The organism is Marinobacter profundi, from assembly GCF_002744715.1.
In the GTDB taxonomy this organism is placed as follows: Bacteria; Pseudomonadota; Gammaproteobacteria; order Pseudomonadales; family Oleiphilaceae; genus Marinobacter; species Marinobacter profundi.
This window is the reverse complement of record NZ_KZ319367.1, coordinates 351,799-367,946: the sequence shown is the minus strand read 5'-3', so window position 1 is coordinate 367,946 and position 16,148 is coordinate 351,799. Positions and strand designations below refer to the sequence as shown.

Here is a 16,148-nt window from a genome sequence, read left to right as displayed (position 1 = left end):
AGCACATGGACAGATACCTGCACAGGGGGCACCCGCATCGCCCCGCCAGTGGCCGCTCACCGGCCTCACGATGGATGGTAGCCTGCGCGCTGCTGGTCATCGCCGGCACAGCCCAGGCCCAGGCCATTCTGGAAGGCGCCCGCCATCACCCGGCAGAAGGCCGCTACGGCATGGTGGCCACCAGTCACCACCTCGCTACCGACGTGGCCGTAGAGGTGCTGCAACAGGGCGGCAATGCCGTGGATGCCGCGGTCACGGCCGGCTTCGCGCTTGCCGTCACCCAGCCCCGCTCCGGCAATATCGGCGGTGGCGGCTTCATGCTCTACGCCCCCGGCGACGGCAAACCGGTCGAGGCCATCGATTACCGGGAGAAGGCGCCCGCCGCAGCAACCGAAACCATGTTCCAGGACGAGAACGGCAACGTGGTACAGAACCGGAGCCGCTTCACCCACCTGGCGGCCGGCGTACCCGGCACCGTCGCGGGCCTTGCCATGGCCCTGGAACGCTACGGCACCCTGACGCTGAAACAGGCCCTGGAGCCGGCCATCCGGCTCGCGCGGGACGGCTTTGTTGTACCCCGGCGCTTTACCGAAGGCCTGGAGCAGGCAAAAGACCGGCTGCAGCGCTGGCCCGCCACGCGGCAAACCTTTTACAAGGAGGACGGCTCCCCCTGGCAGCCCGGCGAACGCTTCCGCCAGCCCGAGCTGGCCGCCACCCTGCAGCGGATTGCCGACCAGGGAACTGGTGACTTTTACGAGGGCGAAACCGCGCGACTGATTGTTGAGGAAATGACCCGCAATGGCGGCCTGATCACTCTCGACGATCTGAAAAGTTACCGACCGACCCTCCGTCAACCGGTCCATGGCACCTATCGCGGCCATGACATCTACTCCATGTCTCCGCCCTCCTCCGGTGGCACGCACATCGTGCAGATCCTCAACATCCTGGAAGGCTTCCCCATGGCGGACTTCGGCCACAACTCCGCGGCGGCCATCCACCACATGGCAGAAGCCATGAAACTGGCCTATGCCGATCGCTCCGAGTATCTGGGCGATACCGATTTTGTCGAGGTCCCGCTGGCAGGACTGACCGGCAAAACCTACGCGGACGAGCTGCGCAAAACCATCCGGCCGGATCTGGCCAGGCCCGCCAGCGAGATCCGGCCAGGAACTCCGGCCGCCTATGAAAGCCCGGAAACCACCCACTTTTCGGTGGTCGATCGCTGGGGCAATGCGGTGTCGAACACCTATACCATCAACTTCAGTTACGGCTCCGGCATCACCGTGGCCGGCGCTGGCTTCCTACTCAACAACGAGATGGACGACTTCAGCGCCAAGCCCGGGGTGCCGAACGCCTACGGCCTGCTTGGCGGTGCCGCCAACAAGGTGGAACCGGGCAAGCGGATGCTCAGCTCTATGTCTCCCACCATTGTGCGCAAGTCCGGCCGCAACTTTCTGGTTACCGGCAGCCCCGGCGGTTCGCGGATCATTACCACTACGCTGCAGGTACTGCTGAACGTCATCGACTACGGCATGAACATCCAGACGGCAGTCGATGCCCCGCGCATTCACCACCAGTGGTTGCCTGACCAGATCCGGATTGAACAGGGCATCAGCCCGGACACGATCCGACTGTTGCAGGGCGCGGGCCATACCGTGGTGACCGACGCGGCCATGGGTGCCATCCAGAGCATACTGATTGATGAGAATGGCACGCTTTACGGCGGCGCCGACCCGAGGCGCAGTACGTCCTCTGCGAAGGGCCTGTAAGACCGACAAAACTGCTTATTTTATCAACAGCTTGCCGCCAGCCTTTCAGGCAGCACCAGGCCCCTGGAAAAAGCCTGAAAATAATGCTGGCGCAGCCCCCGATGTCGTGATAAATATCGCGCGAATACGGAGGGATCCACCACCGTTTTCCAGGATAAGCCTCAAAGGAGCTACCGGACGCCGGTCTGTTGACCCGCACCCGTGGCCTTCCCTCAGCAGACCTGCACAACACCGCGTGCGTCCGGCACGCTTCATATCCATCCCTTTTCATTGAGGGACTACATCCAATGTTGAAGTTGTGTAAGCCAGCGGCACTCGCCGCCGCTATTGCTGTGTCTATGGGAGCATCCTCGGCCTTCGCCGCTGAGGAAGTGCGTGTCTATAACTGGTCCGACTACATCGCCGAGGACACTCTGGCAAAGTTCACGGAAGAAACCGGCATCAAGGTCATCTACGACGTCTACGACAGTAACGAAGTGCTTGAGGCCGCCCTGCTTTCCGGCCGTTCCGGCTATGACCTGGTGGTACCCTCCAATCACTATGTTGCCAAGCAGATTTCTGCCAAGGCGTTTGTCGCCCTGGACCACAGCAAGCTGCCCAATATGGTTAACCTGCACCCGGACCTGATGGCCAACCTGGAAGCGGTTGACCCCGGCAGCCAGTTCTCCATTCCCTATCTGTGGGGCACCAACGGCTACGGTTACAACGAAGGCCGTATCAGCGAGATTCTGGGTGACGGCGCGCCGACCGATTCCTGGGCCCTGGTTTTTGACCCGGCAGTGACGGCCAGGCTGGCCGAAGCCGGCTGCGGCATCAGCATGCTGGATTCCGGCGAGGAAATGCTGCGCGCCGCCATGGCCTACGCGGGCCTCGATCCGAACAGCAACGAGCCGGCAGACATTGCCAGGGGTGGCGAGGTGATCAAGGCGGTGCGCCCGCACATCACCTACTTCCACTCCTCCCGTTACATTGCCGACCTGGCCAACGGTGACCTGTGCGTGGCTGCCGGCTATTCCGGCGACATCCTGCAGGCTGCAGCCCGCGCCGAGGAAGCCGGCAACGGCAACGTCATCCGCTACACCATTCCGAAAGAGGGCGCGGTGCTGTGGTTCGACATGATGACCATTCCGGCCGGTGCACCAAACGTTGAGAACGCCCACAAGCTGATCAACTTCCTGCTCAAGCCGGACATCATCGCTGACGTCACCAACTACGTCTGGTACGCCAACCCCAACCAGGCGGCCAATGAGTTCGTGGATGCGGAAATCCTCAACGACACGTCGATCTACCCCACCGACGACGTCATGAAAAAGCTCTACGTCATGGAAGGCCGGCCCCAGGCAACCCAGCGCCTGGTGACCCGCACCTGGACCAGCGTCAAGTCCGGACGCTGAGCCTGACTCCGGGGGCCACGACCGCCCCCGGATCTTTCTTTACCTACGCAGTCACCGGAGAACCTGCCAATGCCTGGATCCACAGGCGCCCCCAGCCATCCCGCCAGCGAAACCGCTGATGCCGGGGTGTTGCTGCATATCAAGGGCGTGAGTAAAACCTTTGATACGGTGCTGGCCGTCGATGACGTCAGCCTGGACATCCACAAAGGCGAGATCTTTGCCCTGCTCGGCGGCTCCGGCTCGGGCAAGTCGACCTTGCTGCGCATGCTGGCCGGATTTGAATCTCCGGACAGTGGTCGCATCATCCTGGACGGCCAGGACATTACCGACCTGCCGCCCTACCTGCGCCCGACCAACATGATGTTCCAGTCCTATGCCCTGTTCCCCCACATGACGGTGGAACAGAACATTGCCATGGGCCTGAAACAGGACAAGCTGCCCCGGGACGAGATTCGCGAGCGGGTGGCGGCCATGCTCAGACTGGTCAAGATGGAGCCTTACGCCCGCCGCAAACCCCAGCAATTGTCCGGTGGCCAGCAGCAGCGCGTGGCCCTGGCCCGTTCCCTGGCCAAACGTCCGAAACTGCTGTTGCTGGACGAGCCGATGGGGGCGCTCGACAAGAAGCTGCGCACCGAAATGCAGCTGGAACTGGTGGATATCCTCAACAACGTGGGTGTCACCTGCCTGATGGTGACCCACGACCAGGAGGAGGCCATGACCATGGCCAACCGGATTGCCATCATGTCCCATGGCCGGATCGCCCAGATCGGCTCACCGGTGGATATCTATGAGAGCCCGAACAGCCGGATGACGGCAGAGTTTATCGGCTCGGTAAACATTTTCGAGGCGGTCATCGAGGAAGACAACTCCGACAGCGTGGTACTCAGCAGCCCGTTGCTGGATGCTCCGGTATTCATCGACCGCGGTGTGACCACGCCGGCTGAAACCACCGAAACCCTGGTGGCCCTGCGCCCGGAAAAGATCTACCTCACCACCGAGCCGCCAGCGGCAGAGTGCAACTGGAGCATGGGCGTGGTGGACAACATTGCCTACCTCGGCGACATCTCCTCGTACTATGTCAAGCTTGGCAGCGGCAAACGGGTGCAGGCCACCCTGGCCAACGTCGAGCGTCGTGGCGAGCGACCGACCTGGGGCGACACCGTGTACGTGTCGTGGGAAGCCTCCAGCCCTATCCTGTTGTGGAACTGACGCCGTGGCCAAAGACCTGATTCCGCTGGCGGTGAAAGAGCGGGTGCGCAACGTACTGTTCCACCGCAGGATCGTATTCGGCATTCCCTTTGTCTGGCTTTTGCTGTTCTTCCTGCTGCCCTTTGCCCTGGTACTGAAGATCAGCTTTTCGTCGGCGGTGATGGCAATCCCGCCTTACGAGCCGGTGTTCACCCTGGTCGACAACACCTTTTCGGTGGTGGTCAACTTTGGCAACTACCTGTTCCTGCTGTCTGACAGCCTGTACGTGGCGGCTTACTGGGGCTCCCTGAAGATTGCGTTCATGGCCACCCTGGTGTGCCTGCTGATCGGTTACCCCATGGCCTACGCCATGGCCCGGGCACCCCGGCACGTGCAACTGGTGCTCCTGCTGATGGTGATGCTGCCGTCCTGGACCTCATTCCTGATCCGGGTCTACGCCTGGATGGGCATTCTGGGCAACCAGGGCCTGCTCAACAGCCTGCTGCTCTGGCTGGGGCTGATTGATGAACCGCTGAGGATGCTCAATACCAACTTTGCGGTGGTACTGGGAGTTGTCTACGCCTATCTGCCCTTCATGGTACTGCCCATCTACACCAACCTGGTTAAGCTGGACATCCGCCTGCTGGAGGCCGCCTCGGACCTGGGCTGCCGCAGCCTGACGACCTTCTGGCGCATCACTCTGCCGCTGTCCCGGGGCGGGATTATCGCAGGGGCCATGCTGGTGTTTATCCCCGCCGTGGGCGAATTTGTGATTCCCGAACTGCTCGGCGGCCCGGATACCCTGATGATCGGCAAGGTGCTGTGGGAAGAGTTCTTCAACAACCGGGACTGGCCGGTCGCGTCCGCACTCGCCATCGTGATGCTGGCCCTGCTGTTGATTCCGATCATCCTGTTCCACCGTTTCCAGAGCCGGGAGATGGAAAAACATGGTTAACGCCCGCAAAGTCAGTTTTTCCAAAGTCATGCTGGTCCTGGGCCTGCTGTTTCTTTACCTGCCAATGTTCGTGCTGGTGGTTTACTCGTTCAACGCGTCCCGCCTGGTTTCGGTGTGGGCGGGCTTTTCGACCCAGTGGTACGGCGCCCTGTTCCAGGACCAGCAAATCCTGGCAGCGGTGTGGATGAGCCTGCGGATTGCCTTCTACGCCGCCACCATGGCGGTGTGTCTGGGCACCATGGCCGCATTCATCATCACCCGGTTCCGCCGTATGCGCGGGCGCACCCTGCTGTCGAGCATGGTTACTGCGCCGCTGGTGATGCCGGAGGTTATTACCGGCCTGTCGCTGCTGTTACTGTTCGTGCAGATGGCAGAACTGACCGGCTGGCCGGGAGACCGCGGCCTCGCCACCATCTGGATTGCCCACACCACCTTCTGCAGCGCCTACGTTGCCGTGGTGGTGGCGGCCCGGCTGCGTGAGGTGGACCGTTCCGTGGAAGAGGCCGCCATGGACCTGGGGGCGCCACCGCTGAAGACCTTCCTGATCATCACGCTGCCGGTCATTGCCCCGGCCCTGGTGTCAGGCTGGCTGCTGGCATTCACCCTGTCGCTGGATGACCTGGTGATTGCCAGTTTCGTCTCCGGACCGGGCGCCACAACCTTGCCGATGGTCGTGTTTTCGTCGGTGCGGCTGGGGGTGTCGCCGAAAATCAACGCCCTGGCCACGCTGATCATCCTGGCGGTGTCGCTGATCGCCTTTATCGCCTGGTTCCTGATGCGACGCAGCGACGAGAAACGCCTGAAGGGAAACGCCTGACCCCAGGCTGACCGGGACGATCAGGGCGTGATGGCGACCGGCAGGCTGAGGGCTTCGAGAAACTGCTCGATGCCCTGCTGGCGAAACAGCCAGTCCCGGCGACTGCATACCAGCAGCGCGCCGTTGACGTCCCGCAAGGCCCGCAGCACGGCACGGTGGTCGTTATCGGGCAGTCTCACCAGCTGCACGGGCACCTGCTGCTGCGCTATCCAGTCCCGCATTCGCGGGTCAAGGGAGGCCGCCGACTGCTGATGGAGCACCGTTACCGAACGCCGGTGCTGGCGGGCCAGCTCGGCGGCGGCGTTGAGTTTGCCGAGGCTATCGTCAAAACCATCCGCCAGCACCACGACACTGCCCCGGGGCCGGATCTGGCCGGAGGTCCACAGAATGACAGTACCGGGCGCCCGCTGGATCAGCCCACGCGCCGTCGACCCCAGGCGGAGGCCCGGCTGGGAGGCCCAGCCGGCACGACCGAGCACCAGGACATCTTCGGGGCCGGCCAGCTCCAGCACCTCGGCAACCACACTGCCGCGGCAGATATTCAGGGAATGCCGCCCGCCCCGCGCCGCCATTGCCTGGCCCAGTGCCCGCCGGGCCTGGTCCGCAAGTCGGCGCATACGCTGCTCCATCAAGGCGGTATTCAACGGTCGGCTGGTGCCCGAAATGGCACCCACCTCCCGGGCAAAACCGTAACCGGCACTGCGCAACAGGTTCAGCTCCTCGACGAAAACCCCCAGCACGTCGGCGCCACGGCCGGACGCAATATCCGCCGCCGCTTCAAGCGCAGCAAAACTCATCTGAGAGCCGTCCAGCAGCACCAGCACCCGGCCCGCGCCGGGTTGCTGCGGTGGGTTAGCCGGGGCGGCGGGTGCGGCGAGGTTGTCAACCATGGTCACCTGCCCTCCCCGTTACCCTTGTCTTTGCCATCGTCCTTGCCGTTCCTATCCTTGCCGTTGCTATCCTTGTCGTTGCTATCCTTGCCGTTATCGTCGTTATTCCGGCGAGCGTCCGCACCGTTGTCGTCATCCCGGGCATGGCTGACCCTGGCAAACTCAGCCAGCCGGTCCGCAACCTTGCGGTTGAAACTGCCCTCCGGAAAGACACCGTTATCGTCCGGATCGCCGGCTTCAAGTCCGGTCAGCAAGCCGATGGCTTCGTTAATGTCGGTAATCGGGAAAATACGGAAGTGTCCGGCTGCGATCGCCTCGCACACATCCTGCCTCAGCATCAGGTGCTCCACGTTGCTGGCCGGCAGCAGCACGCCACGACCGTCCACCTGGCCGGCCTGTTTGCAGACATCAAAGAAACCCTCGATCTTCTCGTTCACGCCGCCAACGGCCTGGACTTCACCATGCTGGTTCATCGAGCCAGTCACCGCGTAGAACTGGCGCAGCGGCACCCGGGAAATTGCCGACAGCAACACACAGGTTTCCGCCACCGAGGCCGAGTCTCCTTCCACGCCCCCGTAGGACTGCTCGAACGCCAGACTGGCCGACAGGGACAATTCGCCATCGCCGGCATAGCGGCTGGCAAGGAACCGTGACAGGATCATCACTGCCTTGCTGTGGATCGGGCCACCGAGCTTGGCTTCCCGCTCGATGTCCACCACCTGCCCCTTGCCCGGCCGCGCCGTGGCGGTAATCCGGGTCGGCTGGCCAAACATCGAGGCGCCCAGCTGCCATACCGAGAGGCCGTTCACCCGGGCAACCTGCTCGCCCTCGGTGGCGAGCAGCACAATACCGCGACTGAACTGTTCGAGACTGCGGTCACGAACCCGGCTGGCCCGGTAGATCCGCTCGTCTATGGCCTGCTGGATATGGCCGGCGGTGATCACGTCTTCGCCGGCAACGTCGGCCCAGTGGTCCGCTTCCGCAATCAGGTCCCGGATCACCCGGTCATGACCGGTCAGCTTGCGCTGGTCGTTGGCCAGGCGACTGGCGTGCTCGATCACCCGTGCCACGGCGGACCGGTCCAGCGCCCGCAATTCCGCCTCCCTTGCCATGGTGGCAACCATCCGGGCATAGGTGGTGTAACACTCGTTGTCACGGTCCAGATCATCGGCGAAATCCGCCTCCACCTTGAACAGGTCGAGGAAATCCGGATCGTAATGGGACAACAGGTAATACAGGATGCGATCCCCCAGCAGCACCACCTTGACCGACACCGGAATGGCCTCCGGCTGCAGGCTGACCGTACTCACCAGGCCATAGAGATGTTCGAGGGACTCGATACGGATTTCATGGGAGAACAGGACCCGCTTCAGGCTCTCCCAGGCCATCGGCTGGGTCAGCACGCGGCGGGCATCCAGGATCAGGTAACCGCCGTTGGCACGATGCAGCGCACCGCCGCGCACCAGGGAGAAATCGGTGTGCAGGGCGGCCTGGCGGACCCGGTGCTCAATCAGCCCGGTCAGATGCTGGTGGTTGGGCAGATCCTCGTAGATCACCGGAGCCCCTACCGTATCCGCGTTATCCACCAGCAGGTTGACCCGATAGCGTCCGAGCAAGCCGGCCGGTGTGCCGCTGCCGTCCTCGTCACGGAACGCTTCGGCGTGACCAACCACGTCCTCCCGGACGGCATCGAGAAACGCCACCACGGCGTCCGAGTGACGCCACTTCTCGCGCAATTCGCCGATAGGTCCTCCCAGGGTCAGCTGGGTCATCTCCTCATTGAGGGCGTGGACCCGCTCACGCACTTCCTTGCGCAGGCGGGGAACCTGCTGGATGGTCTGCTGCAGCTTCTTCTGCAGATCCTCCACCTTGGCTTCAATCAGGGTGCGCTCATCATCCGACAGCTTCTGATATTCCTCCGGGTCCATGACCTCGCCGTCCTTCATCGGCGCAAAGGTAAAGCCCGCCGGGGTAGCAATCATGGCGATGTTGCTGCGATTGGCCTCTTCCTGGATGGCAAACAGCCCCTTGTGCTGGCGCTTTGACATCTCTTCCTGCAGCTCCTGCAGCCGCCCCTGGTATTCCTCGCTTTCGAAGGTCGCCGGGATGGCGGTGCGCAACTCATCCGCCAGGGTATTCATATCCGCCTTGAACTGGCGGCCCTCGCCTGCCGGCAATTCAATGGCGGTTGGCCGGTCCGGAAACTCGAAGTTGAACACGTAACACCAGTCCGGGGGTGCTTTTTCCTTCGCCGCGTGTTGCTTCAGGAACTGCGCCACCAGTTCGTGCTTGCTCGCGCCTGAGGGGCCAAGCACAAACAGGTTGAAGCCCTGGTTCTTCATCCGTGCGCCGAATTCCAGCGCCCGGATGACCCGCTCCTGGCCGCAAGGAAGGTCTAGGGGCTCGAGGGAGGCGGTAGTATCGAAGTCGAACTGGTCCGACGGGCAACGGTGGTAAACCTGATCCACAGTTAATGGAAGGGGGGTTGTCATCAAGGGCTCCTGGCGGCTCGTTTATACAGCAAAGCATAGACTTTAAGTGCCGGTGGGCAAATGATGCAGCGCAAAGGTACCCTGCGCCCCGGAGCGCGTCGGGGCGTCGGGTAACGGTCGTTTCAGTCTCCGCCGCGGGCAATCAACCGACGGACCTGGGCCAGGTTGTCGTTGGCCGTCTCGTGATAGCTGGGGGACACTTTGGCCGCTTTTCGGAAGAATTCTTCGGCCTGCTTGTAGTCGCCTTCGCTCATGCGGATATAACCCATGGTGTTCCAGGCATCGGCCTCGTCCATTGCCTTGCTGAAAACATCCAGTGCCTCGTCGTAGCGCCCAAGCCGGGTATAGAGCTGGCCCAGGTTACGCCAGGCACGTTCGTGCCAAGGATCAATACTGAGAGCGGCGTGGTACTGGTACTCGGCCCGGTTGTAGTGGCCGACCAGATACAGGGAATAGCCGAGGTTGTTATGGATACGGGCATTGCGGGGTGAAATGCCGAGGGCCTTGTCATAGTAATCCCGGGCTTCCGGGAAATCACCCCGCAGGTCTGCCAGGATACCGAGGCCGTTATAGGCCTGCCAGCGGCGGTCATCGGCCGCCACGGCGGCTTCCAGCATACCCCGGGCCTGCTCGTAATCCCGCTGCTGCATCAGCATCAGCCCCATGCCTTCCAGCGCGCCCGGATGTTTCGCATCCTGCTCCAGCGCCAGCCGAAAGGCCGAAGCCGCCTTGGTATGCGCCTGCTTGTGCAGGTTGATGGCGCCGATTTTGTAGAACACCTCCGCATTGTCCGGTTTCAACTCCAGTGACCGGATGTACTCGAACACGGCCTGGTCCAGATTGCCGCTGCGATACGCCGCATCGCCACGGACAATCGCCTCCTCCGCCGAGCTCACCGGCATCAGGGTGGAGAATGCTAGCTCAGACTTGCCTTCATACAATTCTGAATAGGGATTTTCGGTTACCGCCTGAGGCCCGCTGGCACAGCCGGCGAGGGCCAGCGCGGTAAATACCGCCGCAAGTCCTGAAACTCTGCGGCGCAGTCCGGGTTTGCTTGGTGCAGTCATGGTCATTACTCCAGGTTATTGTTCTTTGCCAGCAGCCTATCCTTGCAGTTCAGCCCGGCCGTTCAGCGTTGGAAATGATCCAGTAGACCGATCACCGCCGGCCCGATGGCTACCACGAAGAAGGCCGGGAACATGCACAGCACCAGCGGGAACACCATCTTGGTGGAAATGGTGCCGGCTTCCTCTTCGGCGCGCTGCATGCGTTTGTCCCGGAATTCCTCGGAATAGATCCGCAGGGACTCGGCAATGCTGGTGCCAAACCGCAGGCTCTGGCTGAGCAAGGCAACCAGGCCGGCAATTTCGTCCAGACCGGTGCGCTCGGCAAGGTTCTTGAGGGCGTCGACCCGGTCAACCCCGGCGCGCATCTCACTGTTCACCAGCGCCAGCTCCTCCGACAGATCGGGGTGTCCTACCACCAGTTCGTCCGATACCCGCTGCAGCGCAGGTTTCAGGCCATAGCCTGCCTCCGTGCAGACCACCAGCAGGTCGAGGGCGTCGGGAAAGCCGTTGTAAAGCCGGCGCTTGCGTCGCTCAATCCGTTTGCCAAGCACATAGTTCGGACCAATGGCGCCAACCAGTACGGCAACCGCGGCGGCCTGCAACACCTGCAGTGAGGTAACCCCGGGTACCCAGCGCAGGCCGAAAAATACCGCCAGCGGCAAGCCGATAATAAGCAGCGTCTTGATGGCATAGAAATTGGCCAGGGCGTTTTCGCCCCGATAACCGGCGTGAACCAGCCGCGCCCGGGTCCGGTTCCGTTCCTTGTCCTTTTTCGGCACCAGATAAGGAGAAAGGGCCTTCACCGCAGGCGCGAAAGGCCCTTCCTTCGGGCTGTCGCCAGCGTCGGGGGCGACCACGCTGTGCAGGCGGTTACGGACCGGGTGAAACAGGGTCGACATCAGGAACATGCCCGCCAACGCCAGGCAGAACACGGCGACTGCCATCAGCGCAATAAAGGTCATCTGCACCATCTGGGGGTCGTGAAAAAGGTTGTTGAGCACTCCGATCAGATAATCCATGGTCGTTCTCCCTACACCTTGATATTGAGGATCTTCTTGATCCAGAAAACCCCGACCACAATCAACACCAGAGCCAGCAGGATGATATCGCCGCCCCGGGGGCTCTCGGTCAGCATCGGCATGTAGTCCGGGTTCACCAACGAGATCAGCACAAACAGCACAAACGGTGTCATGGTGAGTACCCATGCCGAGATCCGGCCTTCTGCGGACAGGGTCCGGACCCGGCGCTGGAAGCGGAAACGGCCACGAATGACCGAGGCGATTTTCTCCAGCACCTCAGCCAGGTTGCCGCCGGATTCCCGCTGCACCAGCACCGCCGTAATCAGCGCCATGACCAGTACACTGGGCACCCGCTGCAGCAATCCGAACAACGCAGCACGAACGTCGCCGCCGTAATTGATCTCGTTGAAGGTGGTCTGGAACTCCTCTCGCACCGGGCTGGGCATCTCGGTGGACACCAGGCGAATCGCCTCGATAAACGGGTGCCCCGCCCGCAGCGCGCGGATGATAACGTCGACCACATCCGGCAACTGCTCTTCGATTCTGGCAATCCGTTTGCTGCGTTTGCTGCGCAGGTAGAGGAACGGAATCATCGCGCCCATGGGAGCCAGTGCCAGCGGCGCCCACAACACCTTGGTCAGGTTGTAGCCGACAAAGCCCGCCAGCACGGCCAGGGCCGCTGACAGCAGCAGCACCCGATAAGCCCGGGTGCGGTAGCCGCTCTGGGCGATCAGCACCACCAGGGGTTGCAGCATCGACATTGATTCCAGTCGTTTCTCCAGCGGGGAGAGATCCCGCAAGTACTGTTCCTGCAGCAGGGATACCCGGTGCTGGTCACCGTCTGCACTCGCCAGGTTTTGCATTCGCTGGCTCAGCCGTTTGCGGGCACCCCGGCTTTCGCCGAAGACCGGAATCACCAGCCCCTGGGACAGCAGGAATACCGCCACAAAGACCAGAGCAAGAAAAATCCAGAGTTTGTCTCCCAGCACGTCCATGGCTCAGCCCTCGAAGTCCGGATCATAAAGCGACAATGGCAGCGGGATACCCCGTTGCTGCAGATGCTCCTGGAAGCGGGGCACGATGCCGGTGGCCCGGTAACTGCCCTGCACGCGCCCCTCCTCATCACGGCCACGGCGGCGGAAGGTGAAAATCTCCGACATGGTGATGACATCCCCTTCCATGCCGTTGATCTCCTGGACACTGACCAGCCGGCGGGTGCCGTCCTCCTGGCGCTCCACCTGCAGGACCACGTCAATGGCGGAGGCAACCTGGGAGCGGATGGCCTTGACCGGCATGGTAGTGCCACTCATCGACACCATGTTCTCGATGCGGATCAGCGCATCCCGTGGCGTGTTGGCATGGAGCGTGGTCATCGAGCCGTCGTGGCCGGTGTTCATCGCCTGCAGCATGTCCAGCGCCTCGGCACCGCGCACCTCCCCTACGATGATGCGGTCCGGACGCATCCTCAGGCTGTTACGGACCAGGTCCCGCTGGGTCACTTCACCCTTGTTCTCGATATTCGGTGGCCGGGTTTCCAGCCGTACCACATGAGGCTGCTGCAGCTGCAGTTCCGCCGAGTCTTCAATGGTGACGATGCGCTCGTCGTCCGGCACAAAGCCGGACAATACGTTGAGCAAGGTAGTCTTACCGGAGCCGGTACCACCCGAAATCAGCACATTCAGCCGGCCCCGGACAATGCCTGCCAGCAGGTCGGCAATCGACTGCGTCAGGGTGCCCTTTTCCATCAGCGCTTCCATCGACAGCCGGCCGATGGAAAATCGCCGGATCGACAGCAGCGGGCCATCCACCGCCAGCGGGGGAATGATTGCGTTGACCCGTGAACCGTCCTTGAGACGGGCATCCACCATCGGTGAGGATTCATCAATCCGACGCCCCACACTGGAAACAATACGGTCAATGATGTTCAGCAAATGGGTATCGCTGTGGAAGGTGATGTTGGCCTTCTCGAGCTTGCCATTGCGTTCCACATAGATACTGTCGTGACCATTCACCAGGATGTCGGAAATGGTTTTGTCTGCCAGCAACGGCTCCAGCGGCCCCAACCCCAGGATATCGTCCTGGATCTGGCGGATGATGCGCTGGCGGGCCGTCAGCGACAGCGGCACCGATTCCTCGGCGATCAGCCGCTGCCCGATATCCTGCAACTGCCGCTCAGCCTCTTCCCGCCCGAGGGTGCCAAGCAGCGACAGATCCAGCACCTTCATCAGCTTCTGATGAATTTTCTGTTTCCAGACCCGTTCCTGCTCTTCTTCCACCCGCAGGGCGGTTGTTCCCGCAGCCTGAACCAGGGGTGGTTCCGGCTCTGCCCGGTTAAATTCGCTCATTCTGCCCAGTGCCATGACTGCCTCCTCAGGCGCCTGCCAGTTTGCGCCAGACCCGACCGAAGCCGGACTGTGCGGTTACGGTTTTCTTGCCACTCAGATCTTCCGCCAGCCGCACCATACTGCGGCTGACCGGAGACGCCGGCGCCACCTCGAGCAACGGGATTCCCAGGTTGGCGCTTTCCGCGACCTTCGCAAAATCGTTGGGGATGCAGGTCACGCCATCAATCCCCAACGCCTTCTCAATGTCACCGATGGTAAGCGCCAGGCGCTTGTCCCAGCGGTTGACCACCACCCCGATTCGCTCGTCTGCAATGCCCATGTAATGCCTCATGTAATGGAGCATCCGGCGCGCATCCTGAACGTGACAGATGCTCTGCTGCAGAACCAGCAGCACCCGTTCGGAGGATTCCAGTAGCAGTCCGGTCACACCGTCGATCTGGCGAGGCAGATCCACCACGGTGTGCTCATAGCGGGAACGCAGCAACGCCAGCAGCTTGTGGAGCTGGTTTTCATCTATATCACCGGGCACCAGCAGCTGGTCCGAGCTGTTACCCAACAGATGGAGGCCGCTTTTGTGCTTCATCATGTGGCCCTCCAGCGCCAGCCGGTCCATGCTGTCGGCGCGGAGGATGGCATCCACCAGTCCCCCCGCTTCCGGCAGATCAAAGTAGGACGCGAGGTGACCGAATTGCAGGTCCATATCCAGCAGGGCAACCTGCTGGTCGATCTTTTCCACCAGGCTGTGGGCCAGGGTCGCCGCAACCGTGCTGGCGCCGGAGCCACCCTTGGCGTTGATGACCGAGATCAGGCCGCCAGCCTCGGTACTGGCCGGTTGTAGCTCCCGGGCGATACGGTCCAGGGAATCAACCAGCTCCTGCCGCGGCACCGGAAAGCTGAAATAGTCCCGTGCTCCCACCCTCATGGCTGTGCGCATGACCTGGGTATTGTCAGGCCCGGTGACGACCGTGGGGACGCGACCGGACGCCGGTCGCGCATCCAGCGAGCTCAATTCGTCTTCCCAGGCAACCGTGGTGCAGAAGATCAGCGCATCCGGCAGGTCCACGATGTTGTACAGCGGATCGGAATGTCCATTGGTAATCAGCCGCGTGCTGAGCCTGAGGTCGGTCTGGTGCTCAAGTATGCGCTCAAGCTCCTGCAACTCCTGGGCATTGCGCCCCGCAACCAATACATTCATGCGTGCTTTCATAGACTCCCCCTTCCTTGCGCCGTCAGCTGACCGATCCGAAACAGCCGGTTCCCTCAGGTGACACGCCGAGGCTTTCCCGGGGTAACACCGTGATAAATGGCGGCAGTTCAAATTGCTGGAAAAAGAACGGAATGATCAGCTGGTGCTGAAAACCGCTGACTTCACTGCGTACAAAGGCAATGTCCAGGAAGTCACCGACCGGGTCTGCCAGCTCGGCGCCGGTCATTGCCAGATAATCAATGTTGATGTGCACTTCATTCAGGCCTTTCAGCACGGGGCTTTCTCCTGCCGAAACCGGAGCGTCAAACATTGCCACCCGCCGGATGGCGCTGTGCTCGATAGGACAGACCACCGCCACCCGTGCCGCCCGGCGGCTGGTTTCGTCCAGGGTGTTCCAGACGAACATCAGACGGCCGAACTCAATGGCGGCAAACAGCAGGATGAAAAACATCGAGCCGACAATGGCAAACTCCACCGTATGTAACCCGGATTGCAGTCTGATATTCATAGCGCCCTCATCTGCACAGTGCTCTGCATTGAAAAGGCCATGCTGACAGGCTCCCCGCCGTAGAACGCAGGGATCTGGCCAACCAGCGGGACATAGTTATAGGTGGCATTCACGGTGACATGGGAAGGGTCGGGGCTGGAGACCGAGATATCGCCGGCGGACCAGCCGGGCAACAGGGGGTCGCCGGCACCCAGGGTATTGCCGTAGACAACCAGATTGCTGGCTTCCTGAACGACGGCGCTGCTGAGAAAGATAAACCCCATGCTGTTGTTTATGGCATGGGAGGCCAGGTGCCGGGCGCCATCCCGCGCCGCCCGGGTCATGGTGTGATACTGGTGAAAGGCCCAGCCCAGCTCGCTCACCGCAATAACCACCAGCAACAGGAAGGGTGCGGTCAGCAGAAATTCCAGTGCCGCGATGCCCTGTTGTCGTTTGCCTGTCAGTCGATGTCCGTTCATGTCAGTTCCTTCCTTGCCACTTCCTTGCATCCCACTTCG

The 16,148-nt window shown here is 61.9% G+C and carries 14 protein-coding genes; 5 read left to right on the top strand and 9 right to left on the bottom strand.

The window, feature by feature from the left end; translation table 11 throughout:
* Nucleotides 1-74 precede the first annotated feature (74 nt).
* The 5 genes from ggt to CLH61_RS01590 all read left to right on the top strand — a co-directional run bounded on the left by ggt (nt 75) and on the right by CLH61_RS01590 (nt 6,123).
* Nucleotides 75-1,769, top strand: a complete 1,695-nt coding sequence (gene ggt, locus CLH61_RS01610; protein WP_099612954.1) for a gamma-glutamyltransferase — start codon at nt 75-77, stop codon at nt 1,767-1,769.
* A 287-nt stretch (nt 1,770-2,056) separates the two neighbouring features.
* Nucleotides 2,057-3,163, top strand: coding sequence for a polyamine ABC transporter substrate-binding protein (locus CLH61_RS01605; protein WP_099612953.1), 1,107 nt, complete (start codon nt 2,057-2,059; stop codon nt 3,161-3,163).
* A gap of 69 nt (nt 3,164-3,232) precedes the next feature.
* Nucleotides 3,233-4,372, top strand: coding sequence for a polyamine ABC transporter ATP-binding protein (gene potA / locus CLH61_RS01600; protein ID WP_099612952.1), 1,140 nt, complete (start codon nt 3,233-3,235; stop codon nt 4,370-4,372).
* Nucleotides 4,373-4,376: 4 nt separating this feature from the next.
* Nucleotides 4,377-5,306: an ABC transporter permease subunit gene (locus tag CLH61_RS01595; protein ID WP_099612951.1), complete on the top strand. Its 930-nt coding sequence runs from the start codon at nt 4,377-4,379 to the stop codon at nt 5,304-5,306.
* Entirely contained in the window at nt 5,299-6,123 is an 825-nt protein-coding gene (locus CLH61_RS01590) for an ABC transporter permease subunit (RefSeq protein WP_099612950.1), read from the top strand. Before CLH61_RS01595 ends, CLH61_RS01590 begins: the two co-directional genes overlap by 8 nt.
* A gap of 20 nt (nt 6,124-6,143) precedes the next feature.
* Here the strand turns inward: CLH61_RS01590 and CLH61_RS01585 are convergent, their stop codons facing one another.
* From CLH61_RS01585 to CLH61_RS01545, 9 genes are all read right to left on the bottom strand, one after another.
* Nucleotides 6,144-7,013, bottom strand: a complete 870-nt coding sequence (locus tag CLH61_RS01585; protein WP_099612949.1) for a universal stress protein — start codon at nt 7,011-7,013, stop codon at nt 6,144-6,146.
* A 2-nt stretch (nt 7,014-7,015) separates the two neighbouring features.
* Entirely contained in the window at nt 7,016-9,505 is a 2,490-nt protein-coding gene (locus CLH61_RS01580) for a Lon protease family protein (protein WP_099612948.1), read from the bottom strand.
* Nucleotides 9,506-9,627: 122 nt separating this feature from the next.
* The gene (locus tag CLH61_RS01575; protein ID WP_170003562.1) at nt 9,628-10,572 is read right to left on the bottom strand and encodes a tetratricopeptide repeat protein; all 945 of its coding nucleotides are present in this window, start codon (nt 10,570-10,572) and stop codon (nt 9,628-9,630) included.
* 62 nt (nt 10,573-10,634) lie between these two features.
* Nucleotides 10,635-11,591 (bottom strand): type II secretion system F family protein, encoded by a 957-nt coding sequence (locus CLH61_RS01570; RefSeq protein WP_099612946.1) that lies wholly within the window; start codon nt 11,589-11,591, stop codon nt 10,635-10,637.
* 11 nt (nt 11,592-11,602) lie between these two features.
* The gene (locus tag CLH61_RS01565; protein ID WP_099612945.1) at nt 11,603-12,586 is read right to left on the bottom strand and encodes a type II secretion system F family protein; all 984 of its coding nucleotides are present in this window, start codon (nt 12,584-12,586) and stop codon (nt 11,603-11,605) included.
* 3 nt (nt 12,587-12,589) lie between these two features.
* Nucleotides 12,590-13,951, bottom strand: a complete 1,362-nt coding sequence (locus tag CLH61_RS01560) for a TadA family conjugal transfer-associated ATPase (RefSeq protein ID WP_099612944.1) — start codon at nt 13,949-13,951, stop codon at nt 12,590-12,592.
* A 10-nt stretch (nt 13,952-13,961) separates the two neighbouring features.
* Complete coding sequence (locus tag CLH61_RS01555) at nt 13,962-15,143, bottom strand: CpaE/TadZ family protein (protein ID WP_099612943.1); 1,182 nt, start codon at nt 15,141-15,143, stop codon at nt 13,962-13,964.
* A gap of 22 nt (nt 15,144-15,165) precedes the next feature.
* Nucleotides 15,166-15,651 (bottom strand): TadE/TadG family type IV pilus assembly protein, encoded by a 486-nt coding sequence (locus CLH61_RS01550; protein WP_099612942.1) that lies wholly within the window; start codon nt 15,649-15,651, stop codon nt 15,166-15,168.
* Entirely contained in the window at nt 15,648-16,109 is a 462-nt protein-coding gene (locus CLH61_RS01545; RefSeq protein WP_170003559.1) for a TadE/TadG family type IV pilus assembly protein, read from the bottom strand. Before CLH61_RS01545 ends, CLH61_RS01550 begins: the two co-directional genes overlap by 4 nt.
* Nucleotides 16,110-16,148 lie beyond the last annotated feature (39 nt).